21 protein-coding genes and 3 pseudogenes are annotated in these 24,792 nt (G+C 46.4%); 15 read left to right on the forward strand and 9 right to left on the reverse strand.

What is annotated here, in order from left to right:
• Positions 1 to 617, forward strand: a 617-nt coding sequence (locus tag ACR6Z4_RS27400) for a vWA domain-containing protein (protein WP_479720523.1), incomplete at its 5' end; no start/stop codon positions are given.
• 47 nt (positions 618 to 664) lie between these two features.
• Here the strand turns inward: ACR6Z4_RS27400 and ACR6Z4_RS27405 are convergent.
• Positions 665 to 2,299: an ATP-binding protein gene (locus ACR6Z4_RS27405; protein WP_479720524.1), complete on the reverse strand. Its 1,635-nt coding sequence runs from the start codon at positions 2,297 to 2,299 to the stop codon at positions 665 to 667.
• A 238-nt stretch (positions 2,300 to 2,537) separates the two neighbouring features.
• On the opposite strand from ACR6Z4_RS27405, the gene ACR6Z4_RS27410 reads away from it, so the two are divergent.
• The 5 genes from ACR6Z4_RS27410 (at position 2,538) to ACR6Z4_RS27430 (ending at position 5,958) form a co-directional block, all read left to right on the forward strand.
• Positions 2,538 to 2,876 carry a hypothetical protein gene (locus tag ACR6Z4_RS27410; protein WP_224344743.1) on the forward strand — a complete coding sequence of 113 codons (339 nt, stop codon included), beginning with the start codon at positions 2,538 to 2,540 and terminating at the stop codon, positions 2,874 to 2,876.
• 1 nt (position 2,877) lies between these two features.
• On the forward strand, positions 2,878 to 3,303 hold the full coding sequence (locus tag ACR6Z4_RS27415) for an HNH endonuclease (RefSeq protein ID WP_479720525.1): 426 nt from the start codon (positions 2,878 to 2,880) through the stop codon (positions 3,301 to 3,303).
• A gap of 319 nt (positions 3,304 to 3,622) precedes the next feature.
• Positions 3,623 to 4,417, forward strand: coding sequence for an endonuclease/exonuclease/phosphatase family protein (locus ACR6Z4_RS27420; RefSeq protein WP_479720526.1), 795 nt, complete (start codon positions 3,623 to 3,625; stop codon positions 4,415 to 4,417).
• A gap of 64 nt (positions 4,418 to 4,481) precedes the next feature.
• Positions 4,482 to 5,315, forward strand: coding sequence for a hypothetical protein (locus tag ACR6Z4_RS27425; protein WP_479720527.1), 834 nt, complete (start codon positions 4,482 to 4,484; stop codon positions 5,313 to 5,315).
• A 4-nt stretch (positions 5,316 to 5,319) separates the two neighbouring features.
• Entirely contained in the window at positions 5,320 to 5,958 is a 639-nt protein-coding gene (locus tag ACR6Z4_RS27430) for a ThiF family adenylyltransferase (protein ID WP_479720528.1), read from the forward strand.
• A gap of 17 nt (positions 5,959 to 5,975) precedes the next feature.
• On the opposite strand, the gene ACR6Z4_RS27435 is transcribed toward ACR6Z4_RS27430, so the two are convergent.
• The 3 genes from ACR6Z4_RS27435 to ACR6Z4_RS27445 all read right to left on the reverse strand — a co-directional run bounded on the left by ACR6Z4_RS27435 (position 5,976) and on the right by ACR6Z4_RS27445 (position 8,308).
• Positions 5,976 to 7,127 carry a choice-of-anchor tandem repeat GloVer-containing protein gene (locus ACR6Z4_RS27435; protein ID WP_479720529.1) on the reverse strand — a complete coding sequence of 384 codons (1,152 nt, stop codon included), beginning with the start codon at positions 7,125 to 7,127 and terminating at the stop codon, positions 5,976 to 5,978.
• Positions 7,128 to 7,470: 343 nt separating this feature from the next.
• The gene (locus tag ACR6Z4_RS27440; protein ID WP_479720530.1) at positions 7,471 to 7,974 is read right to left on the reverse strand and encodes an SRPBCC family protein; all 504 of its coding nucleotides are present in this window, start codon (positions 7,972 to 7,974) and stop codon (positions 7,471 to 7,473) included.
• Complete coding sequence (locus ACR6Z4_RS27445; protein ID WP_479720531.1) at positions 7,949 to 8,308, reverse strand: ArsR/SmtB family transcription factor; 360 nt, start codon at positions 8,306 to 8,308, stop codon at positions 7,949 to 7,951. The genes ACR6Z4_RS27440 and ACR6Z4_RS27445 overlap by 26 nt, the downstream gene beginning before the upstream one ends.
• Positions 8,309 to 8,700: 392 nt before the next feature.
• Between ACR6Z4_RS27445 and ACR6Z4_RS27450 the strand changes: the two genes are divergently transcribed.
• A complete protein-coding gene (locus tag ACR6Z4_RS27450) occupies positions 8,701 to 10,593 on the forward strand; it encodes an HNH endonuclease signature motif containing protein (RefSeq protein WP_479720532.1) in 1,893 nt (630 codons plus the stop codon).
• A gap of 276 nt (positions 10,594 to 10,869) precedes the next feature.
• Entirely contained in the window at positions 10,870 to 11,355 is a 486-nt protein-coding gene (locus ACR6Z4_RS27455) for a VOC family protein (RefSeq protein WP_479720533.1), read from the forward strand.
• A 42-nt stretch (positions 11,356 to 11,397) separates the two neighbouring features.
• Here ACR6Z4_RS27455 and ACR6Z4_RS27460 read toward each other — a convergent pair whose 3' ends face one another.
• On the reverse strand, positions 11,398 to 12,303 hold the full coding sequence (locus ACR6Z4_RS27460; RefSeq protein WP_479720534.1) for a LysR substrate-binding domain-containing protein: 906 nt from the start codon (positions 12,301 to 12,303) through the stop codon (positions 11,398 to 11,400).
• Between the two features lie 135 nt (positions 12,304 to 12,438).
• Here ACR6Z4_RS27460 and trpB point away from each other — a divergent pair, with 135 nt between their 5' ends.
• A complete protein-coding gene (gene trpB, locus ACR6Z4_RS27465) occupies positions 12,439 to 13,713 on the forward strand; it encodes a tryptophan synthase subunit beta (protein WP_479720535.1) in 1,275 nt (424 codons plus the stop codon).
• A gap of 22 nt (positions 13,714 to 13,735) precedes the next feature.
• Positions 13,736 to 14,530: a tryptophan synthase subunit alpha gene (trpA, locus tag ACR6Z4_RS27470; protein WP_479720536.1), complete on the forward strand. Its 795-nt coding sequence runs from the start codon at positions 13,736 to 13,738 to the stop codon at positions 14,528 to 14,530.
• A 225-nt stretch (positions 14,531 to 14,755) separates the two neighbouring features.
• Here trpA and ACR6Z4_RS27475 read toward each other — a convergent pair.
• From ACR6Z4_RS27475 to ACR6Z4_RS27485, 3 genes and pseudogenes are all read right to left on the reverse strand, one after another.
• Positions 14,756 to 15,820: pseudogene (locus ACR6Z4_RS27475) on the reverse strand (PEP/pyruvate-binding domain-containing protein); the annotation flags it as partial.
• A 108-nt stretch (positions 15,821 to 15,928) separates the two neighbouring features.
• Positions 15,929 to 16,087: pseudogene (locus ACR6Z4_RS27480) on the reverse strand (VOC family protein); the annotation flags it as partial.
• Between the two features lie 261 nt (positions 16,088 to 16,348).
• A complete protein-coding gene (locus ACR6Z4_RS27485; RefSeq protein ID WP_479720563.1) occupies positions 16,349 to 16,489 on the reverse strand; it encodes a hypothetical protein in 141 nt (46 codons plus the stop codon).
• On the opposite strand from ACR6Z4_RS27485, the gene ACR6Z4_RS27490 reads away from it, so the two are divergent.
• The 4 genes from ACR6Z4_RS27490 to ACR6Z4_RS27505 all read left to right on the forward strand — a co-directional run bounded on the left by ACR6Z4_RS27490 (position 16,472) and on the right by ACR6Z4_RS27505 (position 18,080).
• Positions 16,472 to 16,546, forward strand: a complete 75-nt coding sequence (locus ACR6Z4_RS27490) for a hypothetical protein (protein WP_479720561.1) — start codon at positions 16,472 to 16,474, stop codon at positions 16,544 to 16,546. The two genes, ACR6Z4_RS27485 and ACR6Z4_RS27490, sit on opposite strands and share 18 nt — an antisense overlap.
• 21 nt (positions 16,547 to 16,567) lie before the next feature.
• Positions 16,568 to 17,161: a TetR/AcrR family transcriptional regulator gene (locus tag ACR6Z4_RS27495; protein ID WP_479720537.1), complete on the forward strand. Its 594-nt coding sequence runs from the start codon at positions 16,568 to 16,570 to the stop codon at positions 17,159 to 17,161.
• An 82-nt stretch (positions 17,162 to 17,243) separates the two neighbouring features.
• Positions 17,244 to 17,669, forward strand: coding sequence for a DUF2267 domain-containing protein (locus tag ACR6Z4_RS27500; RefSeq protein WP_479720538.1), 426 nt, complete (start codon positions 17,244 to 17,246; stop codon positions 17,667 to 17,669).
• 12 nt (positions 17,670 to 17,681) lie between these two features.
• The gene (locus ACR6Z4_RS27505) at positions 17,682 to 18,080 is read left to right on the forward strand and encodes an alpha/beta fold hydrolase (protein ID WP_479720539.1); all 399 of its coding nucleotides are present in this window, start codon (positions 17,682 to 17,684) and stop codon (positions 18,078 to 18,080) included.
• On the opposite strand, the pseudogene ACR6Z4_RS27510 reads toward ACR6Z4_RS27505, so the two are convergent.
• Positions 18,073 to 18,384 (reverse strand): annotated as a pseudogene (locus ACR6Z4_RS27510) (protein-tyrosine phosphatase family protein); the annotation flags it as partial. The gene ACR6Z4_RS27505 and the pseudogene ACR6Z4_RS27510 overlap by 8 nt on opposite strands.
• Positions 18,385 to 18,772: 388 nt before the next feature.
• Between ACR6Z4_RS27510 and ACR6Z4_RS27515 the strand changes: the two are divergent.
• Positions 18,773 to 24,787 carry an AAA family ATPase gene (locus ACR6Z4_RS27515; protein WP_479720540.1) on the forward strand — a complete coding sequence of 2,005 codons (6,015 nt, stop codon included), beginning with the start codon at positions 18,773 to 18,775 and terminating at the stop codon, positions 24,785 to 24,787.
• The last annotated feature ends 5 nt before the right edge of the window (positions 24,788 to 24,792 follow it).

A 24,792-nucleotide genomic window follows, 5' to 3' on the forward strand; every position in this document is an offset into this window, starting at 1 on the left:
CCCGTGCCCGGTTGGAGAAGGTGACGAATGAGCAGGTGAAGCGGCGTGGTGTGATTACCCGTCCGACTGCATTGCTCGTGGACAAGTCAGGTTCGATGGAAAATGCGATCGAGTTAGGGAAGCGGCTCGCTGCCCTGATCTCTGGCATTACCCAGGCAGATCTGTTTGTCTATGCCTTCGACAACATTCCCTACCCTGTCACTGCCCAGGGCAAGGAGTTGACCGACTGGGAGCGGGCATTCCAGCACATCAAGGCTGGGGGTGGTACAAGCATCGGTGCGCCTCTGGAAGCGATGCGGAAGAAGAAGCAGGTGGTTGACCAGATCATCGTCGTCACAGACGAAGGTGAGAATGCGGCTCCCTACTTCGGTGAGGTTTACAAGACCTACTGCCGGGAGTTGGCAGTAATGCCCAATGTAGTAATCGTCCGTGTGGGCGGTTACTGCAACTGGCTGGAGAGCCAACTGAAGGGACAGCAGGCACCTGTAGAAACGTTTACCTTCGCGGGAGACTACTACAGCTTGCCCAACCTGGTACCGCTGCTGACACGCCCTTCTCGTTTGGAACTCCTGATGGAGATTCTGGACATGCCTTTGCCCGTACGATCGGACAAGTAGGGTTCGCACAGAATCATGCAATCTACTAGGACGGTTGATTAGAGATATCAAGCTGAGAATTTAGGTGGTAAATCCAATGCCCCTAAAACAGGTTCTATAACTCTGTCTACCTCAGCTTGATTCTCTTGAATCCAAACAGTTAGAAATGCTCCTCTCACTATTGGTTCTGGGATAAATCCGATCTTTACCCCAATTTGACTAAATAAAAGATGTGGATCTCTATTAGTATGAGACACCTCTCTGACTTTTTCTGCAACCTCATCTTGTTTGTTTATAGAACGTTGACAAGCGATTGTCAGTAATGCGATGTTATGGTTTAAATTGCTTAAAACCGAATTAAAAACTGTAGATTCTGGAGATAAACCTGGAAGGCGATAAATTCCTTTACTAGGATCTTCTTTTTGCTTTGAATCACCATCAATAAAACATAACGAGTAAAAGGATATTGCAGGATTAGACATATGTCCATCATGTACTTTTACTGCACTACCATCACCTGAAACAGCGTAGACTCCTATTTCATCTAAGTGGTCACAAAGTTTTTCCCGCAAAATGCTTTCTACCCAGGTCTTTGCAAAAGCATCTTCTACAAAGATGGCAAGTCTTTTGTCTACTCGCCCAGATACTGCCCTCAAAGCTTCAATAGAGAGTTTGCCCTGTTGAACTCTTCCCTCTAAAGAAGCCCAGATTGCCTCAGAGGGAAGAGGCTCAAGTGCAAAATTACTGTGAGTTGTAAAAATAATTTGAAGAGTTTTGCGACGTGCTACATCGATAAAGTATTCAACCATCCTGCGAACAGCGACTGGATGAAGTCCATTTTCTACCTCTTCTATTAAAACCAGGGAGCTATTAGGCAAAGATTCGATATCTGAAACCATTCTTAAAACAGAAGCTTCTCCCGAACCAAAATTAAACTCTGAATATTCATATTCACCATTCCCCCCAACATGCAATCTTTGAACCTGAGGAAGGCTAATAGTAACTTCTTGCTCAACCTGCCGCTTATAAACGGGTCTTTGATTACCATCCTTGTCAAGAATGTATGAATCTAAAACTTTTCTTGTAATAGTCTTTGTCTTATTAAAAGAAACTTCTACTAATCTAAAATTATCCAGCGATTTTCCAAGGATTTTTTCAGCCTCCTCTTTAACGTGATCAAACTCTTCTATATACGATACAGATTCAACTGAAACACCCTTCTTTCTACCAAATAACCTACTTCTCATAAACAGATGGCTCTCGGTTGGCGGAACTGTTCTATTTATGCTAAAGAACTTAACAATTCTTTTCCGTAAAACTAGATCTCTCAACCACTCTTTTCCTTTAAGTTGAGTGATTGTTCTGATAGTTCCTTTTGGGTTTTGCTCCTTATCAATCGCTTCATATTCAATCTTCCAATCAATCATACTGCTGTCACCAACAGAGCTTCTTGGAAAGAATGATTCTGGATTCATTGAAGCATAAGCAGATGCGATAGCTCCAAGAACTGTAGACTTACCACCTCCATTAGGTCCTACTAGTGCTGTTACAGGAAAATCAAAGTTAACTTGAGACCCTCGAAATAAGCGAATCTTTTCGAGTCTAACTGAAAGTAAATACTTCCCATAGTCACCCTTGCGAACTTTCTCTAAAAGTGCTCGAACGGCAGAATCACGAATTTCACCCTTGTATAAACCACTCATGTTCTTTCATCCAAAGTCATCGTTTTCATCTTTAGTTGATTGTAATTCCACACGCTGACTTGGATTATAAGGCTTTAAGAAACATTTGTATTACTCGCACAAAACATAGCTTATCCAGGCTTAAGGTTTCATCGACTCTCCAGAGGTAACAGTATGAGCAACATGAAGAAAGCGTATGAGGTGGCAGCGATCGCACCTCACCTCATTAAAATGAATATAAGCCTGAACAGAGAAAGCAATGACTGAAGCTGTACAGTACATAACCAATCAGCAAGGGGAGCGCGTTGGGGTTTTGCTTGATTTGGAAACCTACCATCGCCTTGTTAATCCTGCTGCATCCAATGAGGAGCTTTTGACAGGGTTGAGCCTGGAAGAATTGCAGGCATTAGCCAATAGCCAACTTGCCTTGGCTGAACAAACGCAACTGGGTGATTTACTGGCTCAAAATGCTGAAGGGCAATTGTCGGCTGATGCTACTGCAACTCTTGATCGCTTGCTGACCCAGGTAGACAACCTGAACATCCTTAAAACTAGGGCCAGGTATACCTTACAGCAGCTTTACGGAGTCTTAGCATAGCGTGAGTGCTTATATCCCTGTTGAGTTGCAACGCCAGATCCGTTCTCACTTTTCTGACTGTTGTGCCTACTGCCGAACGGCTGAATCTCTTACAGTGTCAACTTTTGAATTTGAACATATCGTTCCACTAGCAAGAGGTGGAGAGACAGTCTTTGAGAATCTTTGTTTAGCCTGTCCCTCCTGTAATCGCTACAAAGCAGTTCGTCAGACCGCAACTGATCCAACGACACAAACAGAGGTGCCACTATTTCATCCGCAGCAACAATTCTGGTCTGATCACTTTGAGTGGAATGAGGGAGCCACAGAAATTGTTGGATTAACTCCTACGGGTAGAGCAACCATTGAAGCATTAAAGATGAACCGGCCTCAATTACTTCGAGTGCGGCAAATGTGGGCCAAGATGGGCGAACATCCTCCTACGTTGTGAGGATTCAAATACAGAGTAGGTATCCGGAGAATGGCAAAATCGAATGTAGTACGATGTAATACACTTCCTGCGTGCCCTGACCTGTAGAGCATCCATACGAGTACGAGAGGAAACGTGCCACTGCAAGCAGTGGGCGCTTGTGAACGGGGAGGGCAAAGAACCTGGGAGGTGGGCTTAAAAGTAGCCATCCTTGAAAGAGTGTGTAACAACTCACGACTCGGAGCGCCCCAAGTAACTGAGAAAGCGCAATGCTCCCAAAACTTGCACGCAGGATTGCTGAAAACTATCAGCTAAACTCAACTTTTATGGAAGAACAAATATGGTTAAAGTGGCAACAATCAACGTCTTATTTGACCTAAAAGAATGGATACAGCGACGGGAACTCCTGGTTGAAGGACTGATGGCAGAGGATGTTGATTTAATTGCTTTGCAGGAGGTCGTCACATTACCTGAAAATACAGGAGTCTGGCTTGCAGACAAACTAGATATGCCCTACGTATCCTTCACCCCTAAAGTCAACGATGAAGGAACTGCTCTGTCTGAAGGAATCGCCATCCTCAGCCGCTATCCGTTCGTCAAGCAAGAGATGCTCGCGTTGAAAGGGCAGAACCGTGTTGCTCAGTATGTTCAGGTTGTGGTGGATGGACAACCGTTTGCCCTCTGCAATGGACATTATTACTGGTATCCCGGACCTCACCCAGATCGGGATACTCAAGTACAGCAGGTTTTAGATTGGTTAGGACAGCTTCCACCAGAACTACCTATTGTTGCAGTCGGAGACTTTAACGGAACCCCGGAGACCTCAGCGATCGCGCTGATGCGGCAACAGTTCACATCTGCCTATGCTGTACACCACGGTCAAGAGCCAGTCTATACCTGCCCGACTCCCCTGGTGCGACGCAATTGGAAGAAAGTGCTGTGGCATACATTTCGCAATTTGCGATTCAATCACACACTTCGTCCTTGGCGAGGCACTTTGGATTACATCTTTGTCAATCATTATCTGCGGGTCAAGAACTGCCAATTAACTCTCAACCAACCTGCTTCTAACAGTCGTACTCTCTATCCTTCTGACCATTTTGGCATCACGGCTGATTTGGAAATCCTGCCTTAAGCCATCAACATTGATGACGAATGAGTTAGAAACACCAAGCAATCTTACTCATTCACTCTCAGCCATGATGAATATTCACACCTTACTCAATCAAATTGCAAACGCTGAAGCACAACTGCAATCAACTCAATTCCTTGCCCCCTGCGTCAAGGGTGGACGAGTTCGCACACGGGTAGCAGGGATGGTCTATACCTTCACTTCTAAACCTCGTCAGTTTGAAGGATGGGGTATTTTTCAGCCTGTGGATGCACAGACGGCAACACTGCTTGAAGAAGCCGATTTGTCTCAGATTACTGCTTATTTACAGCAGTTTCCGACCATCCGACTGCGGTTAGCTTATTGCTTGCAACATCAAAGCTGGCTGGCATATCCCGTTAATGAAGCGGATATGCGGCAACGGTTTAAGGCAGTGAAACCTGTGGTTGTGCATTTGGTGACAGAAGGCGTTGTGTTTGAGCAAATTCTCGCCCACTGGAATGGCAACTCCTGCTGGTTTGAGGACATCGATCGCCGTGCTGACCCTGCGATCGCCGAAGCCTTGCAATCCAATCTCAAGCAATTGACTCCCGTTGAGGAATTGCAATTTAAGGGGATGACCCCAGAAATGCGATCGCTCTACGAGTTGGCGGCTCAGCAGATAGAAGGGTTTACCCAACCTCAACGGGATGAAAAGCGACTGCGCCAAGCTCTCAAACTGGGTGGGGGTGAACTACACCAGTTCCAGGATCGAGGGGATTACTGGACGGTGGATTGGACAACAGCAGATGGTGTTCGTCATACCAGCGCGGTCACCAAAGAGGACTTGACCGTTGTTAGTTCTGGTATTTGCCTGAGTGGACGCGATCGCGATTTCGACCTGCAATCGTTAGTGGGTGTGATGGAACACCGGGAGTGGTGAAACAATGAGCATCTTTTTTCATGAGCAGCTTTACCGGACAGATTCCGTCATGGCAAAGCTGAAGGAGTTTCCTCTCACCATTTGTGGTGCAGGAGCATTGGGCGCAAATCTGGCTGAGAATCTGGCTCGTGCGGGTTTTGGTAAGCTCAAGGTGATCGATCGCGATCGCATCGAAGAACGCAATCTTTCCACGCAGCCCTACTACCGTTCGGATGTTGGTGCATTCAAGTCCAAGATTTTAGCGAATAACTTGTATCGGGCGATCGGAACAAAAGTAGAAGCTGAAACCAAAGAACTGACTGCGGCAAATACTACTCAACTACTCAAAGAGAGCGGATTGATTGTTGATGTATTCGACAACAGCACCTCTCGCCAAGCGGTGAAGGAGTATGGCGATCGCACCCGAATTCCTTGCCTTCATGCTGGACTCTCTGCCGATTATGCAGAAGTAATCTGGAATGAGGTTTATCGAGTTCCATCTGATGTCAATGATGATGTTTGTGATTATCCTTTAGCACGTAATTTGGTGATGCTAACGGTAGCTGTGGCTTGTGAGGCGATCGTTTCTTTTGTTGCAACAGGAGAACAACAGCACTTCACGATCACGTTGAAAGATTTGAGCGTTCAATCTCTCAATCTGTAACATGTGATGGTGGCTGTTCAGTTCACGATTAGCCGAAATACAGTACCCCGCTCACCTTGCCCACCCTGCCCAGTCGTGCCATAGAACGTGCCGTCATTCGCCTCCATGAGACTACGAGGATATTTCCCATTCTCGCCCGTGAATCGAGCAAGAATGGTGATTTGTCCTTGGGGGGTGAGGCGAAAGACAGCACCTGGTATGGTTTCCTCTCGCCCAGTTGCTGTGCCATAGAAGTTGCCATCGCGTCCTTGAATCAAACTGTTGGGGAAGAGGTCGCGATCGAAGGTCGCGATCGCCGTTCGTTGACCGTCAGACGCGAGGCGAAAGAAGCTTCCCATCAACGTCACACCATAGAAATTACCATCGCTGCCCTGAATGAGTCGGCTTGGATAAGCCTCTCGATTCACGCCTTGATTTAAGCCTTGAAACGTCGTGAAGGGAATTACTTTGTGATCGGTGGTGAGCCGAAAAATAGTGGCGGCTCCATCTGCCATATATTCCGTGCCGTAAAAATTACCGTGCGTCACATAGAGATTGCCGCTCTGATCTTCAAAGACATCCAAGCCACCGGGGCGATCTCTCACAGGAGAGGCTTCACCAAAATCGATGTCAAATTGAACTAGAGTTGTCAGTTGATCACTGGGAGTGAGCCGAAACAAAGTTCCTTGCTGTTTTATTCCTCCCATGTAAGTGGTGCCATAAAAATTCCCATCTTTTGCCTGAATTAGAGGACGCTCAGGACGTGCGCCATTGGTGCGATCGAACACGGCAAGAGTAGTGAATTGTCCCTCTGGAGTCAGCCGAAAAACGGTTCCAAACCCACTTCCACCTTTGTCTCCGCCACCCGTGGTCGTGCCATAAAAATTCCCATCCCGCCCAACAATTAGAGGAGCATCGGGGTTATAGCCATTGATTTGGGCATCGAAGGTTACCAGTGTCTTCAGTTGTCCGTCAGGAGTCAAACGAAAAACTGTTCCGGCTCCAGGATTTCCGCCCGAGGCAGTCACACCATACAGATTGCCATCCTTGCCTTGCACAACCCCGATTGGGTCACTCCCATTGCTACCGTTGAAATGGGCGATCGTCGTTAGCGTGACCTGGGTCGGAGTTGAAGCTTGTGTCCTTTTCAACCGGAGAGTTAGCAGGCGAAACTCGATTGATAACTTCACAAGCAGACAAACCAAGCAATGAAACAATTGCCAGAGAGCAGGATAAGGGAAAAAGTAGCTTTGAATTTTTCGCCCAGCCGATGCTCCCCTCGACAATGGTGGAGGTGCTGATGGCGAAACGGTTCTCTCCCTTGAAATTCCTGATAGGCTATTCGAGGAGTATGAATGGGTTGAAGAAGATCTGGAGTGCAGACTGTATCGGGAATCATTCATGCCGGCAGCAGAACTGAATCGCTATCCGATTCAAGTTTGGAATAAGGGAAAGTAGCGATCGCAGCTTTCAGGAATGGATGTTGATTTGCTGATGAGTGAACCCATCAAACCTGGGATGATTCACGCACTTCTAGATTTGCTTCATATGGGTAACAAGCTGATCGAGAGCTTTGCCCCATCCATCATGAAATCCCATATCCGCATGGGTCTTGCAGTCCTCTTGATTTCCATGAATAACCAGTGCAGTGTATTTCGTTCCCTGCTCGTGCGGCTCAAGCATAAGTACGGCTGTGAACGGGAAGTCACCACTGTCTTTTTCAGAAGATTGGATGACGGGACGGTAACCCGGTTGAAGGGCATTTGTCCAAACCAGCTTTTCGTTCGGGATGACTTCCAAATAACAGCCAACGTTAGGAAACTCTTGTCCCTCCGGAGAACACATCACGGTACGGAAAAGACCACCAGGGCGAAGATCAATTTCACAGTCGATCGTTTTCCAGGGTGCGGGCGTGAACCAGTGTTTCAGGTGCTCTGGCGTTGTCCAGGCTGCCCAAACCAGTTCTGGTGAAACATCGACGATGCGTTCAAATACCAGGTCAAGTTGAGAATTAGGTTGATGAGTTAATGGAGTCATCGGAATTATCCTTCAGTTGGGTGAGGTAAGAATCTAATTGATTGAGACGAGTTTCCCAGAGGTGGCGTTGTTCTACCATCCACTGTTCAGCCGCCATTAAAGCGTGTGGTGAGAGTTGATAGGTGCGGATGCGACCTGTTTTCTGAGACTGAACCAATCCACAATCACTCAAAACACTGAGATGCTGAGTAAACGATGGCAATGCCATATCGAATGGCTGCGCGAGTTCGCTCACGGCAGCAGGTCCAACACTCAACCGTTCGAGGACGGCACGCCGGGTTGGGTCTGCCAGGGCATAAAAAATGCGATCGAGTTGAATCAATTGGTTAGGCATATACCTAACTATAGCGCCAATCAATACTTAGGTAAATACCTTTCTTTTGTTGGATGATTGAGCGATCGCCTCTCTGTTTTCTAGGAGATGGTGAGTGCGATCGCCTACACCGCCATTTGCTGCACGTAAATACCTGCCATTCAGTGTATCAGCGCAATCTCGCCTGACTGGATAACTTGTTTGATATTGAGCTTGAGCTTATAGCGGTTCTCGGTCAAGTGCGGTACGCTTCCAGTCCTGAAGCTTTTGCCAGGCAGGAATCGACTGTACTTCACCATATTCTGAAGCTACTGTCTACAACTAATACCGAGCAATCCCAAATCTGGGTACACTTAGTATAGAGTCCATGAGAATTGTAAAAAGCATAGATGGGTAGACTGCTCGAGACATACTTGAGATATGGAATTCCAAGTGATGCAGCCTCAAAATATGAAGCTGTTGGATTGTCTGTTTCCACTTTCAGAGTGACTCCTATTAAGAAATTAGTTGAGCATTACGGCATATCCCCTGAAGAGGCTTCATGGGTTAAACAATGTATTACACGGCGGCCAATTCAAGAGGAAGTTGCTCAAAAACTTTTAGAAAATAGTAATTTTGTATGCTGTTGCTGTAAAGGCATTAAAGGAGAAAGTTATATCATTCATCACATAGTGGAATATGAAATTTCTCAGGATAACAGTTATGAAAATCTTGCCGTTTTGTGCCCCAACGATCATGATCTCGCACACAGATCACCAGGTTTAACAAATAAGCTGACGCCGGATCAAATTCGCAAAAGTAAAGACAATTGGGAGAAACAAGTTCGCTTACATAATCTTGCCACGTCCTTGCATGGAGAACGAGAGGAATTTCTTCTTAAACTACCTCGTTATCAGGAATTACAATTAGAAATTAATCTCTTAAAAGAGCGCATTGTTGATAAAGAAAAGATTATTACAAGAAGTGAGGCTTTCTTCAACGACGAGATAGCTAAACTATGCAATCAGATTACAGAGCTAGAAAGTCAAAAGGCTTCTCTCAAACAGCAAGTAGAAAACATAACACAAAAGCTTGTATGCATTGATTTTAGCCGCGTTTCAGAGCTTTACTCAGAAGCCGTTTCACGTTTTCTAGATGCGGATCTAGCTGGTGCGATTGCTGCACTTAATGAAGCGGAGCTAGACGCTGAACTTGAAAAATTTGAGGAACTCGATGAAGAACTTAATGAATCACTCCGCAAAAATGCAGATAGTCGTCTCTTTAAAGCAAAACTACTTACTCTAGATTTCCGTTTTTCTGAAGCACAGCAAAGTGCAGGGAAAGGGCTGCAATTGTATGAGAGACTGGCAGACCGTAATCCAGAAAAGTATCTTTTGAATTTAGCTTTTACTTTTGAAACTGTAGGAAGCGTTTACTACAATACAGGAGAATATGAGGCATCTGAGGCGTGCTTCGTCAACGGTGTTAGCGTTTGTCAAGCTTTATACGAAATGGGAATTTATGCCCAAGTACCTTTATATGCTCTATTGCTGCAAAATATTGGTGCTTCCTACTATAGTCGTGAGGAGTATGAAACTGCGAAAAATTACTTGGAAGAAGCAAATCTCTGGTACGGAGATCTTAGTAAGGTGTATGAAAAAATCGATAACGTACCATCAGAGAACCAAGAGCTAGTCGAACCTCTATTATTAGATTTCAAATATAGGCGTGCAATGGCTGCCACCAATTTAGGTACGACATATGAGGCTTTGGGAATGCACGATAAGGCACTTGAATTTCTGCTCAAAGGAAATAATCTTTACGAAGATCTAATTTTTGAAAAGCCAAACACAGATTTGGATGGTTTAATGAAAAGTTTATCTAGCTTGGGAAGCTTCTATAATTCAAGTGGAGACCTTGTTGCAGCAAAAGAGGTATACTTGAAGCTCCTTCCAATTGTTCAAAATCTATTTGAGAAGCATAGATCAAGATACATAGAAGAACTCGCGGACTTACTCTTAGATCTTTGCAGTATATGTTTAAGAAGTAATGAAGCCAATGACGCAAGAGAGTTTTGCAGTCAATCTCTTAATTTATACAGAGAATTTGCTACATCCAGAGGTGAGAAATCTGAGATTCAAATGGCATGGGCACTTATGTATCTTGTAGTTCTACCAAGTAATGAGCAGGTGAATAACTTTAACAAATGTGAGATGGCTAACGAAGCAAAATCTATAGGTGAGAAGTATCCAAGTAATTCAGAAGCAAAGAAATTAATTGAGGTTGCTCAACAATTTCTAGATTTAGTAAAGTCTAAAAATAAATAAATATGATGAGAGAGGTTATATAACTGTAAAATTTCCAATTGATATTGTGAATTGGATAGCCACCACCTAGCAATTCAAATGTAGCGGACAGATGAGAGTCACTGGTGTCGAGTTCGAGGTCATCTGCTGCCACTGCGTTTTGCCGTTATCCCGCCTATGTGAAGCACAGTGAAGCCGCGCTAGAATGGGCGGAAATGTCGTCTGAGCCAATACTCTTCGACTGCGAGTATATCGTTGAGTCCGGTTTTGGATGGCTCATCTTGATGGAGAAGTGACATGGAAAAGCCAGCAAAGAACACGATTTGCCTCTGGTATGATGGTTCCGCCGAGGAAGCCGCGCGGTTCTACGCCGAGACCTTTCCCGATTCGTCCGTCGATGCAGTGCACCACGCACCGGGAGACTTTCCATCAGGGAAGCAAGGGGATGTGTTGACCGTCGAGTTTACTGTGATGGGAATTCCCTGCCTCAGCCTCAACGGCGGACCTACGTTCAAACACAATGAAGCCTTCTCGTTTCAGGTCGCAACCGTTGACCAGGCTGAAACCGATCGCTACTGGAATGCGATCGTCGGCAACGGCGGACAGGAGAGTGCCTGCGGCTGGTGTAAAGACAAATGGGGAGTGTCCTGGCAGATTACACCGATCGCCCTGACAAAAGCAATTACCGATCCCGATCCCGCTGCCGCCAAACGAGCGTTCGATGCCATGATGCAGATGGGAAAGATCGACATCGCTGCGATCCTGACGGCGCAGCGCGGTTAAGCTTATGGAAGTCTGTCCCCTGCCATCGTCCGACCTCGGTGTCTAACCACGCGCGCCGGTGATGCCATCTCCCAAATAGTGACGGATTGATTGAATAAACTCGCGCAGTACAGGCGATGGATTATGAGCGCACCACACCGCAAGAGTTTCAATCTCAAACGTAGGCTGTATATCCTTGTAGACCACCCCAGTCCGCTGTAGATTCTGCATTGAGGCGGGCACGAGGGCAACCCCGATTCTTCCCGCAACTAAACCTAATGCGGTTTGTAGCCACCTGGCTTGTTGCACGACCGTTGGAATAAACCCGTTGTCCTGGCAAAGGTTCAGCACTTGATGATAAAACCCTTGCCCCAAGTGAGATGGAGGCAGAATAAAGGGTTCCTGGCTGAGTGCCTTGAGAGGAATTTTTTGGTGAGAGAGGAGTGGATGCTCTTGATGGATGGCAACAATTAATGGTTCTTTGAAAACAGACAAAACATTTAAATCGCTATTGCTTGGGATAGGGGAATTAACGAAACCACAATCAATGGTGCGATCGCCTAGCCGTTGAATTTGCGTTTGAGAATCCAGTTCGCATAGGCTCAACTGAACCTGGGGAGATCGAGTTTGAAAGAGGTTCAAAATCGATGGCAGAACACTTTGAGTCACGGTGCTGTTAAACCCGATCGCTAAGTGTCCGACTTCGCCTCGATTAGCTTGTTGAGCAATCAGCGTTGCCTGTTCAACTTGAGTCAAAACCAACTGCGCCTGCTTTAGAAATGCCTGTCCCGCATGGGTTAACTGAAGCGGACGCTTATCCCGTTCAAACAACTGCACACCGAGTTCGATTTCCAACGCCCGAATTTGCTGGCTCAAAGGTGGTTGAGCCATGTGTAACCGCTCAGCCGCTCGACTGAAATTTAACTCTTCTGCAACCATGATGAAGTATCGCAGGTGCCGTAGTTCCATTGTTGAAGCTCATCGCTGATTTCAAGACTATATCTCAAAAGTATAGTGTGTCGATCTAACCAATATTGGACATATCAAAACCCTGCTCTTATCGTTTTAGTAGGACTGTTCACCCGATTGAAGCAGCACAGCATTATGGTTATCTCATCATCGGTAGGGGCGGTCTCCACCCCCCAATTACTAAGCAAAAAAGGATATTACGGCGAGTTTGGCGGACGCTTTACGCCTGAAGTTTTGCATGAAACATTAGAGGCAGTCACCGCTGCCTATCAAACTGCTAGACGAGATCAGGCGTTTTGGAGGGAGTTTATCGCCTTATTAGCGAATTATTCTGGTCGTCCGACGCCCCTCACTTATGCGGAGGGATTAACGCGTTACCTGGGGGGTGCCAAAATTTTCATTAAGCGAGAAGACTTAAACCATACGGGTTCCCACAAATTGAATAATGGGCTGGGGCAAATGCTGCTGGCGAAACGGATGGGCAAGACGCGAGTGATCGCAGAAACAGGTGCGGGTCAGCATGGAGTCGCAACGGCTACGCTTGCCGCCAAGTTCGGACTCCGCTGCACCATTTATATGGGTGCGATCGATGTTGAACGGCAATATCCGAACGTGTTCTGGATGCGAAAGTTGGGGGCAGAGGTCGTTCCTGTTTCATCTGGAACTCAAACGCTCAAAGATGCCATGAATGAAGCGTTGCGAGATTGGTCTACTCACATGGACACCACACACTACGTCATCGGAACAGCCTGTGGTCCGCATCCGTTCCCAGAAATGGTTGCCTGGTTTCAATCGGTGATTGGACTGGAAGCGCGATCGCAAATTCTGCAACAGGCTGAAACCTTACCGACTGCCGTTTATGCCTGTGTCGGAGGTGGCTCCAATGCGATCGGGATTTTTAGCGGATTCCTAGATGATACATCGGTGCAATTAGTGGGTGTAGAAGCAGGGGGATTGGGCATCAATACTCCGCATCATGCCTCTCGCTTAGCAGCATCTGATGCATCCGTTGGGATTGCTCAGGGGTATAAAACCTATTTTCTGCAAAACCAGGATGGACAAATGCAAGACACCCATTCTGTCGCAGCAGGGCTTGACTACATTGGTGTTTCACCGCTTCTCGCTCATCTGACTCAAACGGATCGCATTAACGTTAAAGCTGCAACAGATACAGAGGTGCTTGAGGCGTGTCAGCTATGCATGAGTCAAGAAGGATTAATTCCTGCCCTGGAATCGGCTCATGCGTTTGTTCAAGCCTTCAAAGATGCACCGCACTACAGTTCCAGTGATTGCATTGTGATTAACCAATCTGGACGTGGTGATAAAGATATTTTCACGATCGCCAATGCTTTTGGTGATACTGAGTGGAAAGCATTTCTAAACAATCAAGTGTCTTCATTCCAGTCGTAAAAATAAGGTATTAAAGAAGTTGATGAGAACATTATCTACGCCTACTCCACTAGAGCGGTTCATTGTTGAACAGCGTCAGCAGAAAGACATTTTGTTGATGTCTCACACCGTGCTAGGCTATCCATCATTTCAGGATAATTACTGTGCGATCGACGCGATGGTGAAAGCAGGAGTCGAATTGATTGAACTCCAGTTCCCTTTTTCGGAAGCGATCGCAGATGGTTCTCTATTGCTGAACGCAAATCAATCCGCTATCCAAGCCGGAACAACGATCAAAGATTGCCTCTGCTTTGCGGCTGAGATCACTCAGCAGTATCGGCAAACGCAGTTTGTTATCATGACTTACTACAATGTCGTCTATCACTATGGAGTCGAGCAGTTTGTCCAAACCGCTGCCAATTCTGCTACCACTGGCGTGATCATTCCTGATCTGCCGCCAGAGGAAGCTAGAACCTATGTTGCAGCCTGTAATCATCATGGCATTGCCGCAATTTTTTTATGCACACCAAATAACAGTCCTCCAAGGTTGCAGCAGATTGCTAAAAGCACAAGTGGAATGATTTACTGTACCGCTCGCAAAGGTGTGACAGGACATGAAACACAATTTTCAACCCAATTTGGACGCTATATTGAATCGGTTCGTGCTTCAGTTCAACTGCCGATCGGGGTTGGATTTGGCATTCAATCTCAAGCAGCCGTTGCTCAGCTAAAGGGGCAAGTCGATATCGCAATTATTGGTACCCAGGCTGTGAAATTGTATATTGAACAAGGAGCAGCGGCATTAGAAGTGTTTATGCGAAATTTACGAACTGGTTAGGATTTCGACATACCCTTCTGTTCCATGCACGCGAATTCGTTGCCCATCTTTGATCTGTTGGATCGATTTCTCCGACACATCGCATTTCATACTTGCTGAGATAGGCAGCGATCGCGTTCCGAGCTTCCCTGCCGCCATCCAGTTTCACTAGCCCATCCCAAAAATTATCGTCTTCTGCATCCTGTAAATAATCAATTACCTCCGGATAAGGGCGAATCACATCGCTACAGAGACATAAACGTGATTCTCCCTATCATTCGCTTCCGGGATGGGATACAAGGTCGTGATCGGTCGGCTCTGAACCATGTAAAACGTATCATCCACCAAACACCATTCGATATCTTGGGGACTACCGAAATGTGCTTCGATTGTTCTATCGATACGCTCAAGCTGCGAAATCTGATCATCCGTCAGTGCTTGCTGATTCTGCCGCTCAAGTTCAATCTCCTGTGCTTTTGTACTACCATCTTCTAAGACATCAATCGCCAGTTTCTTAGTGGATATCTTCTTGTCGATAATCTCACCGTTCCGCACTTTATAGCTATCGGCATTCACTAATCCGGAAACAATCGCTTTCCCCAGTCCGAAGCTAGCATCAATGGATACCACTTTCCGAGGACCAGTGACCGGATCGGCAGTAAACAAAATACCTGCTGCCTGCGGGAAGACCATCTTCTGAACCACCACAGACAGGTGATCTTTACGGTGGTCGAAGCCGTTTTGCAGGCGGTAGGTGACTGCCCTCTCGGTAAATAGCGATGCCCAGCACTTGCTGATGTGCGTTAGGATTGCCTCTTTTCCAATGATGTTCAAATAGGTATTAGACTTGATCGGAAATTGGTTTGGGGCGCGGCTCCGCCGCGCCCCAAACCAATTTCCGATCAAGTCTATTGTGCTGACCTGCAAAAGAAGCGGTCGGTAAATCCTCTGCTGTTGCTCTGGATCGGACTGCATAGGAATTTTTTTCTCCAAATTTGGAGAGATAGCGGGCGATCGCTTCACTCATTTCTTCAGGCATGGCTATCCCTTCGATGACCCTGCGAATCTCACTGCTAAGTTCATGGATTTTATCTCGATCCTCTATCTTGAGCAGCGATAACTGATCCAGTAATTCGTTAATCGACGATGTTTCTTCAATGATTCTTTGAAAGGCGATCGTAGTAATGCAAAAGCCATCGGGTACGAGGATTCCTTCAATCCTGGACAGTTCCCCCAGGTTCGCGCCTTTCCCCCAACAAAGGTGAGTTTTGTTTGATCAATATCTTGAAAACCAAGCACCAATGAACTCATTTACTTACCTCACTAGCGCAACTCGACAATGCCACTTCCAAGCTGTTGGACAGACACTAAGCACAGATTTGGACTGCCTGTTCGATTGAAACAGAGGCAGAAATCTCTTTACCCGATCATCGTTGATGATGACGGTTGCTCACTGATCCATTGCACTAGTTGCAACACAACCCCGTTTGGATCGGTCACTTGGAAGAATCGCTCACCCCAAGGTTCTGTCTCGATGGGAGTTGTAATTGGGACTCCCTCAGCTTGCAAGCGGGTGTGATGCCTCTATCTGATATAGCTTTTTCAGATTAGCGATCGCTTCTGCTTTGCACTTCACCCAGTCAGGTAGAACGAATAGTTCTCTATCTTTTGACAGATTTTATTGCCGGGACTATTATCGATCGCCCGGTATTTCAAGAAGCTATAGGATGTGGGGCTAGTGAGGATTGGTGTTGAATCACTTTGACGTTTTCATTGACCGTTCAGTCAGTCATAAAATAGAATAGCGATAGAACAATTCATCAGCTCATCAAAGTCGCATCACACATCTACGGCTGCATGATGTTGCTGCTGTGGGATAGAGATAATTTGGAAGGAGCGATCGCCATGAAAGGAAGTTGTGCCTGTGGTGGCATTCAGTACGAACTGAACGACAAATTTTGGATTGCGAATCATTGCCACTGCTCAATCTGCCGAAAAGTGCATGGAGCCGCATTTAGCACCAGTCGATTTGCGTAAACTGGTGTAGAGAAAATTAGGATGCCACGCACTCCCGAAGAGAACGATCGCGTTCGTCGCGCCACTACCGAGCAGATTCTCCAAACCGCATTGAGTTTATTCTGTGAAAAGGGCTATTACTCTACCTCAATTGAAGAGATTGCTCGCCAGGCAGAAATTTCTAAAGGGCTGCTCTATCACTACTTCAAGAGCAAGGCAGATGTATTGGGCGCACTGGTAGACCTTCGTATCCAGGACGTCTTAGTGGTGATGGATGCAGCGCGGACAAGGCCGATTCCAGCAGCACAGATTCGGTACATTGCGGAAGGCGCACTTGCCGATGTTCAAAAGAAACCTGATGTCTTTCGGTTCTATCTCAACTTGTTCAGCCAACCCAAGCTTGACCCGGTGATTGCAACCTATAGTCAGAAATTAATGGATGAGCAAGCTCGACAATTTCAGGTGCAAACCGAGATGTTTAAGAAACTGGGGGTGAAAAATCCTCAGCAGCGATCGCTCTATTTCTCTTCAGCCCTCCAGGGCACCATGCTGATGTATTCCACCTATCCCACAACCTTTCCGCTGGATGCAGTAAAGGCTCAGATCATCGCAGAATTTTGCACAAATTCCCCATGAAATACATCTGGGCAATTCGCGCCAAGCGCACGTTCCCAAGGGAGATAGGAATCACTGATTGAAACCTCAGGAGCTAACGAATATGCCGATGCCATCTGAATACCAACGAGCTTCACTGGAGTTTGAGAAATTTCTGGTAGATGCTCGTGAAGCATCGGGTCTAACGACCACCAATCAGGTCTACACAATGGTGCAAGGTGTCTTGCAAACCTTTCGGCGACGGCTCACGCTTCCAGAAGCAATCCAATTCGCTGGAGTTCTACCACCTGTTCTGCGAGCACTGTTTGTGGCGGACTGGAATCCGAATGAGCCACGTCGCAGTTTTGGTGATCGAGCAGAAATGACTCAGGAAGTGCAGTCGTTGCGTGCCGATCATAATTTCGCACCCGATATCGCCATTCAAGCCGTTGCCATAGCACTTAGAAAGAACATTGACGAAACAAAACTCGATGGCGTGCTGAGCGTTCTACCCACCCCAGCCCATGACTTCTGGTGCCGTAAACAGTGATAACAGTAAACCATGAACGATTGCCACATTGGGTTGATCCATCCGTTATTTTTGTTGCGAGGATGTGTTCAGGTTGACCTACGTTCCTGCTTAATCTCGCGACTCATGCTAGACGCCTTGACCGCAAGCCATGCCCGTAACGCTCCAAGTTGGTTCAGCTTGATTGACAGCACCATTGATGTTCGAGGAATGAAACCTGAGCTAATGATCGGTGAGCGGTGGAAAAAGCTTTCCGTTCCGACAACTTTAATCTTGGGTGAAAATGACGCTTGGTGCCCTCCAGAGGAGGGCGAAGCGATCGCGTTGTCTAACCCTCATGTACGAGTCGTGCGTATCCCAGCGGCAGGTCATGCAGCGTGGCTTGACGATCCTGGCAGGGTGGTGGACGCAATCAACGAGTCCCTCAGTTGAGATCTGAAACAGCCGCTAACTTGCCGCTTAATCGATCGCATTCGTTCAATAGTCGATCCAGTTCCGCAGCCACTCTCCAGGGATTGCGTCCTGTGAAAAGAGCGGCAACGATCGCTTCATGGGGATTTCTCCCCGTTTGCTTTACGGCTGCGATTGCGGCTTTAGGGGAGAACCCTCGTCCTGCCACCAACCAGGCGGCTAGAATGTGTCCCGTACGCCCAATTCCACCTGAGCAATGGACAATAACCCTTTCATTGTTCTGATTAGCAGTTGCTAGGAACGGTAAAATGTGATGAATCAGTAAATCTGGATTGGCTGTGACTTAAGGTAAGCGATTGCCGCTGAATAAGGCATCCTTTTGCCAGAGTGCAGCCTAAGATGCTGATTCTCTCGTTGAACCATCATCCTACTTTTCCACCTGATTCAGCCATCCTTTTGCCGAAAGTCCAGATCTAGAGCAACTCTTTGCCGAAATTTCAAACCTTCCTTATAAGCATATGTTATGGTTTCTCGCCTATTGCGCCTAAAGCCTTTGAAGTTATTCTTTGAGCTTCGTTGAGCCCTGTTGTACGTCTGGCTAGATAGCTAAATCGCGATCGCATTGATTTGCTGAATTGCCTTAATTTTCGGAATTCTTGTGAGGCCGATATAATTGTTGGCATAACTCATGGCATTTATGGTGCGGGAGTTCTATGAGTGTGCCGACCGGAATCATAGCCCAAAGCAAAATCTATGAGAGTTCAGTATCTCTGGTCTATCGAGGTGTTAGAGAAGCAGATGGCCGAGCGATCGTCATCAAACAGCTGAAGCAGGATTATCCTTCTTCTCAAGAATTAACGCGCTACAGGCAGGAATATGAAATTACTTGCTCCCTCAATTTGGAGGGTGTAGTTAAAGCTTATAGCCAGCAGGATTATCAGCGAACACTCGTCATTTTTTTAGAAGATTTTGGTGGAGAATCTATCGAATGGTGGATGCGAAATCGTCCAAACTTCTATCCGATGTCTTTAACCAACTTTTTACCGTTGGCGATCGACCTTGTGAATATTATTGGCAGAATTCACTCCGCGAATGTTATTCACAAAGATATTAATCCTGGAAATATTGTTCTTAATCCCGATACAGGTGTTGTTAAAATTATCGACTTTGGGATTGCCACTCGCTTCAACCGCACGAATCAAACGTTTAAAAACCCGCATTTATTAGAGGGCACCCTCGCTTATCTCTCTCCAGAGCAGACCGGACGGATGAATCGGGCGACCGATTATCGCACTGATTTTTACTCGCTTGGCGTAACGTTCTATGAATTACTCACCGGACAAGTCCCGTTTCCGACAGCGGATGTCCTGGAACTCGTCCATTGTCATCTAGCTAAACCCCCTATCCCGCCATGTGAATTGAATCCTGAAATTCCCAAACCCGTTTCAGACATTATTGTGAAACTGATGGCGAAGAATGCCGAAGACCGCTATCAAAGTGCCTGGGGCATCAAAGCGGATCTAGAGAATTGTGCTGATCAACTGGAAACAAGGGGTCAAATTAATCCCTTTCAACTGGGTCTGCAAGATGTTTCCGATCAATTTCAGATTCCCCAAAAACTGTATGGTCGAGAGAAAGAAATCTCAGAATTATTAGAAGCGTTTGAGAGAGTTGCAGGGAGAAAGGACGCGGGGACAGGGAAACAGGAAGGTACAAAGAGCGAGAACGCCTCTGTGTCTTCTGAAATGATGTTAGTCAGCGGCTATTCTGGTATCGGCAAATCAGCCTTAGTACAGGAACTCTACAAGCCGATTACAGCAAAGCGCGGGTATTTTATCTCAGGTAAGTTTGACCAGTTGCAGCGCAACATCCCCTACAGTGCAATTGTGGATGCCTTACGAAAACTAGTGCAGCAACTGCTCGGTGAACCGGATCAGCAAGTTCAACAGTGGCGATCGCGCCTTTTAGAAGCGTTAGGAAGTAACGGGCAACTCATCATTGATGTCATTCCGGAAGTTGAGTTAATTATTGGCAAGCAGTCACCCGTACCGGACGTTGGGGCAACGGAAGCACAAAATCGCTTTAATCGAGTTTTTCAGCAATTCATTCGGGTGTTTTGTGCTAAAGAGCATCCTCTGGTCATCTTTCTAGATGATTTGCAGTGGATTGACTCTGCGACACTGAAGTTAATCGAACTGATGCTGCTCGATGAGCAAACCCAAGCGCTATTTCTGATTGGAGCCTATCGAGACAACGAAGTTACTTCAACCCATCCGTTATCGTTATCATTGGAAAACCTGCGCAAGCAAGGGGTAGTGCCGCAGAAAATCGTTCTAGCACCCCTAACGCTGGAACCACTGAGCCAGCTAATTGCCGAGACGCTACATCAAAATGTTGACACTGTTGCTACCCTCGCCAAGTTAGTGTTGCACAAAACCGAAGGCAATCCGTTCTTTGTAGGCGAATTTCTCCGATCGTTGTACAGTGAAAATCTTTTAAGCTTTAATCATGAACAGCGAAGCTGGCAGTGGAACATTGCTCAAATTGAAACTCAAAATATTACTGATAATGTCGTGGAGTTGCTGCTGAGCAAATTGAGAAAACTGCCGGAAAACACTCAGCAACTGCTTCAACTAGCCGCTTGCATCGGGGCTGAATTTGATTTGGAGACGTTGGCTATCGTATTTCAGCGATCGCCTCAAACAGTTTTTCAGGATTTGTTAGCTGCCATTCAATCTGGCCTAGTTCAGCCTATCTCTGAATTAGACGAGAATTTGTTGGTTCAGAAGCATAAGTTCTTACACGATCGCGTACAACAAGCTGCCTATGCTCTTATCGATGCATCGCAGAGACAAGGGATACATCTGCAAATCGGCCGCAATTTACTCGAAAAAACGTTGCCAGAGCAGCGAGTAGAGCGGTTGTTTGAAATCGTAGATCACCTCAATTATGGAACCGAGTTAATCACTGAGCAAGCTGAACGGAATCAGATTGCCAAGCTGAATTTGCAAGCAGGTCAAAAAGCGCTAGCAGCAACGGCTTATGAAGCCGCTTTTAACTATTTCAATACAGGGCTGAAACTCCTTGAGGTCGAGAGTTGGCAGCGTGAGTATAACCTGACTCTGGCGCTGCACTCAGAAGCAGCAGAGGCTGCCTACCTCAGTGGTCATTTTGACGAAATGGAGTGGCTTGTAAAAGAAGTACTCAGTCAGGCGAGGACCGTGCTAGACACCGTAAAAGCTTACGATAGTAGGATTCAGGCATGGCTATCATGGGGCGAACCGAAACAAGCCCTGAAAACTGGACTGGAAGTGCTACGACTGCTGGGAATTGATTTAGTGGAAGCTCCCAGTCAGTTAGACGTTCAAGCAGGATTAGAGGAAACCACTGCGCGATTGGCTGGGTGGGAAATCGAAGAGTTGATTGATCTGCCAGAGATGACTGAACCTGTGCCGCTGGCAGCAATCCACATTTTAGTCAGCACCATAGGCGCAGCTTTTAATGTGGCACCTGCTCTGATGGTGCTGATTGTGTGCAAAATGGTGAATTTATCGATCGCCTACGGCAACGCTAGCTGGTCGCTGCTTGGTTATGCTGCCTACGGCATGATGCTGTGTGGCGTTGTACAAGATCTTGAACTGGGCTATCAATTTGGCAAATTATCCTTAAATTTAGCAAAACAACTAAGCAACAAGAGAGGCAACTGCAAAGCATTGCTGATGGTGAATTTCCATATCATTCCCTGGAAAGAACACCTTAAAGAGACGTTTCCCGTTTTAGCTGAGGCTTATCAAAGCGGGATAGAAAGTGGAGAATTTGAATTTGCAAGTTATTGTGCATTCAGCCTCTGTTATTACCCCTTTTTTGCAGGACAGGGACTGAGAGAACTGGAACAACAAACAGCTATTTATCGAAAAGCCACCCATCAAATTAGACGAGAGACGGCTTCCATCTGGTTAGCCATGTTGCAACAAACGATCTTGAACCTGCAAGGTCAATCTGAACATCCAAGCCGCTTAGTGGGGGATTTCTATGATGAAGAGCAAGCACTATCATGGGCGATCGTGGTCAAGGATGGCACCAGCCTTCACTACTTTTACTTAAATAAGCTGATTGTATGTTACTTGCTCGGGGAGTATGAGCAAGCTGCAAAAACGGCTCTTTTATCAGAGCAATATTTAGGCGCAGCCACAGCAATCATCTCTGTCGCGATCTTTCATTTCTATAATTCCCTCATAATTCTGAGCTTGTGGGCGAATGCTGCCAACTCTGAAAAGGAAACCTGGTTAAATCGCATTAATGCTAACCAGGAGAAGATGCAGAAATGGGCACACCATGCCCCCATGAATTTCCTGCATAAGTTTCAGTTAGTTGAGGCAGAGAAAGCACGAGTTTTGGGTCAGTGGTTTGAGGCAGAGGAGTTTTACGAACAAGCCATTCAAGGGGCTAAAGAGAACGAGTATCTTCAAGAAGAAGCCTTAGGCTACGAGTTAGCGGCCAAACATTATTTAGCTCGTGGTCGCGAAAAGTTTGCCCAACTCTATATGAAGGAAGCCCATTACTGCTATGAACGATGGGGCGCAACGGCAAAGGTCAAAGATTTGGAAACCCGCTATCCTCAATTCTTTTCTCAGTCAGGAAATATAACTTCTATACCCATTCATACCAGTTCTGGAACGAATGCTAATACTTCACAGGTTGCCATCGATTTGGCAGCAGTGATGAAAGCATCTCAATCGATTTCAAGTGAGATTGAATTAGAGCAACTACTTTGTTCTTTGATGCAGATCCTGATTGAAAATGCTGGAGCACAAACTGGATGTCTGCTTTTAGAAAATGCAGGAGAATGGACGATCGAAGCAACTTGTGAACTCAGTGAGAATGCCCAAGTCTGTGTGCCGCGAGTACTGCAATCAGTGCCCATCGCAAATCACCTACCTGAAACGATTATTCAATATGTGATTCGAACACATGAATCGGTCATTCTCAATGATGCTATTCATGAAGGTCATTTCAATCATGATCCTTACATTCAACGCCATCAAACGCGATCGATTCTGTGTTTACCACTGCTGAATCAAACCAAACTTGTGGGTGTGTTGTATCTCGAAAATCAGTTGGCAGTTGGAGTATTTTCACTGGAGCGATCGCAACTTCTCAATCTACTTTCGACTCAGTCCGCCATTGCGATCGAAAATGCCAAACTCTACTCAAAGCTCCGCGCCAGTCAAAGCCAGATGGCTCAATTTTTAGAGGCGATTCCAGTCGGGATTGGCATCGTCGATGCAGCAGGACGCCCTTATTATGCCAATCAACGGGGAATTCAGCTCATGGGCAAAGCCATTGATCCTGCCGTATCCCCCGATCGACTCGCTGAAGTGTATCAATTCTATGTGAGCGGAACGAATCAAATTTATCCAACCGAGAGACTGCCAGCTATCCGGGCGTTGAGCGGGGAACATACCAGAATTGATGACATGGATATTCAGCAGAGCGATGCAACCATTCCCATTGAAGTATGGGGCACTCCTGTCTTTGATGAGCAGGGTAATGTTGTTTATGGGATCGTGGCATTTCAAGACATCACTGAGCGTAGACAATCTGAGCAATTATTAGCCGATTACAACCGCACCTTGGAGCAACAGGTTGGAGAACGGACAGCAGCTTTACAGAAAAGTGAAGCAGAACTACGCCAAGTCTACGACGAGCTTCGCTTACGAGAACAGGAACTAAGATTAATCACCAATGCTCTCCCAGCTCTCATCAGCTATGTCAATGGCGATCGGTGCTATCAATTCATCAACCGTGCCTATGAAGCCTGGTTCAACCTTAGCTGTGATGAAATTTTGGGCAAACCTGTTAGCCAACTTCTGGGTGAGGCGGTTTATCAACGCATTGAACCGTATATTAACCAGGTATTTGCAGGGCAAACGGTACCCCTGGAAGCAGAAATCCCGTTTCCGATCGGTAAACGGTTCATCAGTGCCATCTTGATCCCTGATTTTGATGCCAAGGCTCAGGTGAGAGGATTCTACAGTCTGATCACGGACATCAGCGAACAGCGGGACGCTGCACTACGTGAACGCAAACGCGCCGAACAAGCTTCGATTTTGGAAGAACGCAACCGCATGGCCCGAGAAATTCACGATACGTTAGCGCAGGCTTTTACGGGCGTTTTGCTTCATGCTGGATCGGTAACACAAATGCTGGTAGATGATTCCGGATCTGCTCAGATATATCTGGAAAGGCTGGAAAAAATTGATGAATTAGCTCGAACCGGACTTGCGGAAGCTCGTCGCTCAGTGGTAGCACTTCGTCCTCAACTGTTGGAGCAGGGGACTTTAGAGAGTGCTCTACAGCATCTTGTGACTCAAATGCAGCCAACGACTAAGACCACGCTAATCTACGAAAGCAAGGGTGCCATTTACGCTCTACCGATTGAAGTAGAAAATCACTTACTGCGGATTGGACAGGAAGCCTTAACAAACGCCATCAAGTACGCTAATGCCAGCCAAATTCTGATTGAGCTAGTGTACAACAATACTCAGTGTCTGTTGCGCATTAAAGATGATGGACAGGGCTTTGGGATTGGCAGCATCTCATCACTGGGCAGCTTTGGTTTATTAGGAATGAGCGAGCGAGCAGAACGGATCGGTGCACAACTAGCGATTCAAAGCGAGCCTGGGCAAGGAACAGAGATTGTGGTAGTAGTGGGGTGGGGGGGGTAGGGTGT

Source organism: Calyptranema fuscum S582 (assembly GCF_055793305.1).

What these genes read in the sequence shown, in the direction of transcription:
- ACR6Z4_RS27445 (WP_479720531.1), bottom strand. Translation starts at nt 8,308, where the DNA reads ATGCCTAACCAATTGATTCAACTCGATCGCATTTTTTATGCCCTGGCA.
- ACR6Z4_RS27505 (WP_479720539.1), top strand. Translation starts at nt 17,682, where the DNA reads ATGAACGATTGCCACATTGGGTTGATCCATCCGTTATTTTTGTTGCGA.
- ACR6Z4_RS27500 (WP_479720538.1), top strand. Translation starts at nt 17,244, where the DNA reads ATGCCGATGCCATCTGAATACCAACGAGCTTCACTGGAGTTTGAGAAA.
- ACR6Z4_RS27425 (WP_479720527.1), top strand. Translation starts at nt 4,482, where the DNA reads ATGATGAATATTCACACCTTACTCAATCAAATTGCAAACGCTGAAGCA.
- ACR6Z4_RS27495 (WP_479720537.1), top strand. Translation starts at nt 16,568, where the DNA reads ATGCCACGCACTCCCGAAGAGAACGATCGCGTTCGTCGCGCCACTACC.
- ACR6Z4_RS27460 (WP_479720534.1), bottom strand. Translation starts at nt 12,303, where the DNA reads ATGGAACTACGGCACCTGCGATACTTCATCATGGTTGCAGAAGAGTTA.
- ACR6Z4_RS27430 (WP_479720528.1), top strand. Translation starts at nt 5,320, where the DNA reads ATGAGCATCTTTTTTCATGAGCAGCTTTACCGGACAGATTCCGTCATG.
- ACR6Z4_RS27515 (WP_479720540.1), top strand. Translation starts at nt 18,773, where the DNA reads ATGAGTGTGCCGACCGGAATCATAGCCCAAAGCAAAATCTATGAGAGT.
- ACR6Z4_RS27440 (WP_479720530.1), bottom strand. Translation starts at nt 7,974, where the DNA reads ATGACTCCATTAACTCATCAACCTAATTCTCAACTTGACCTGGTATTT.
- ACR6Z4_RS27455 (WP_479720533.1), top strand. Translation starts at nt 10,870, where the DNA reads ATGGAAAAGCCAGCAAAGAACACGATTTGCCTCTGGTATGATGGTTCC.
- trpA (WP_479720536.1), top strand. Translation starts at nt 13,736, where the DNA reads ATGAGAACATTATCTACGCCTACTCCACTAGAGCGGTTCATTGTTGAA.
- ACR6Z4_RS27410 (WP_224344743.1), top strand. Translation starts at nt 2,538, where the DNA reads ATGACTGAAGCTGTACAGTACATAACCAATCAGCAAGGGGAGCGCGTT.
- ACR6Z4_RS27405 (WP_479720524.1), bottom strand. Translation starts at nt 2,299, where the DNA reads ATGAGTGGTTTATACAAGGGTGAAATTCGTGATTCTGCCGTTCGAGCA.
- ACR6Z4_RS27420 (WP_479720526.1), top strand. Translation starts at nt 3,623, where the DNA reads ATGGTTAAAGTGGCAACAATCAACGTCTTATTTGACCTAAAAGAATGG.
- trpB (WP_479720535.1), top strand. Translation starts at nt 12,439, where the DNA reads ATGGTTATCTCATCATCGGTAGGGGCGGTCTCCACCCCCCAATTACTA.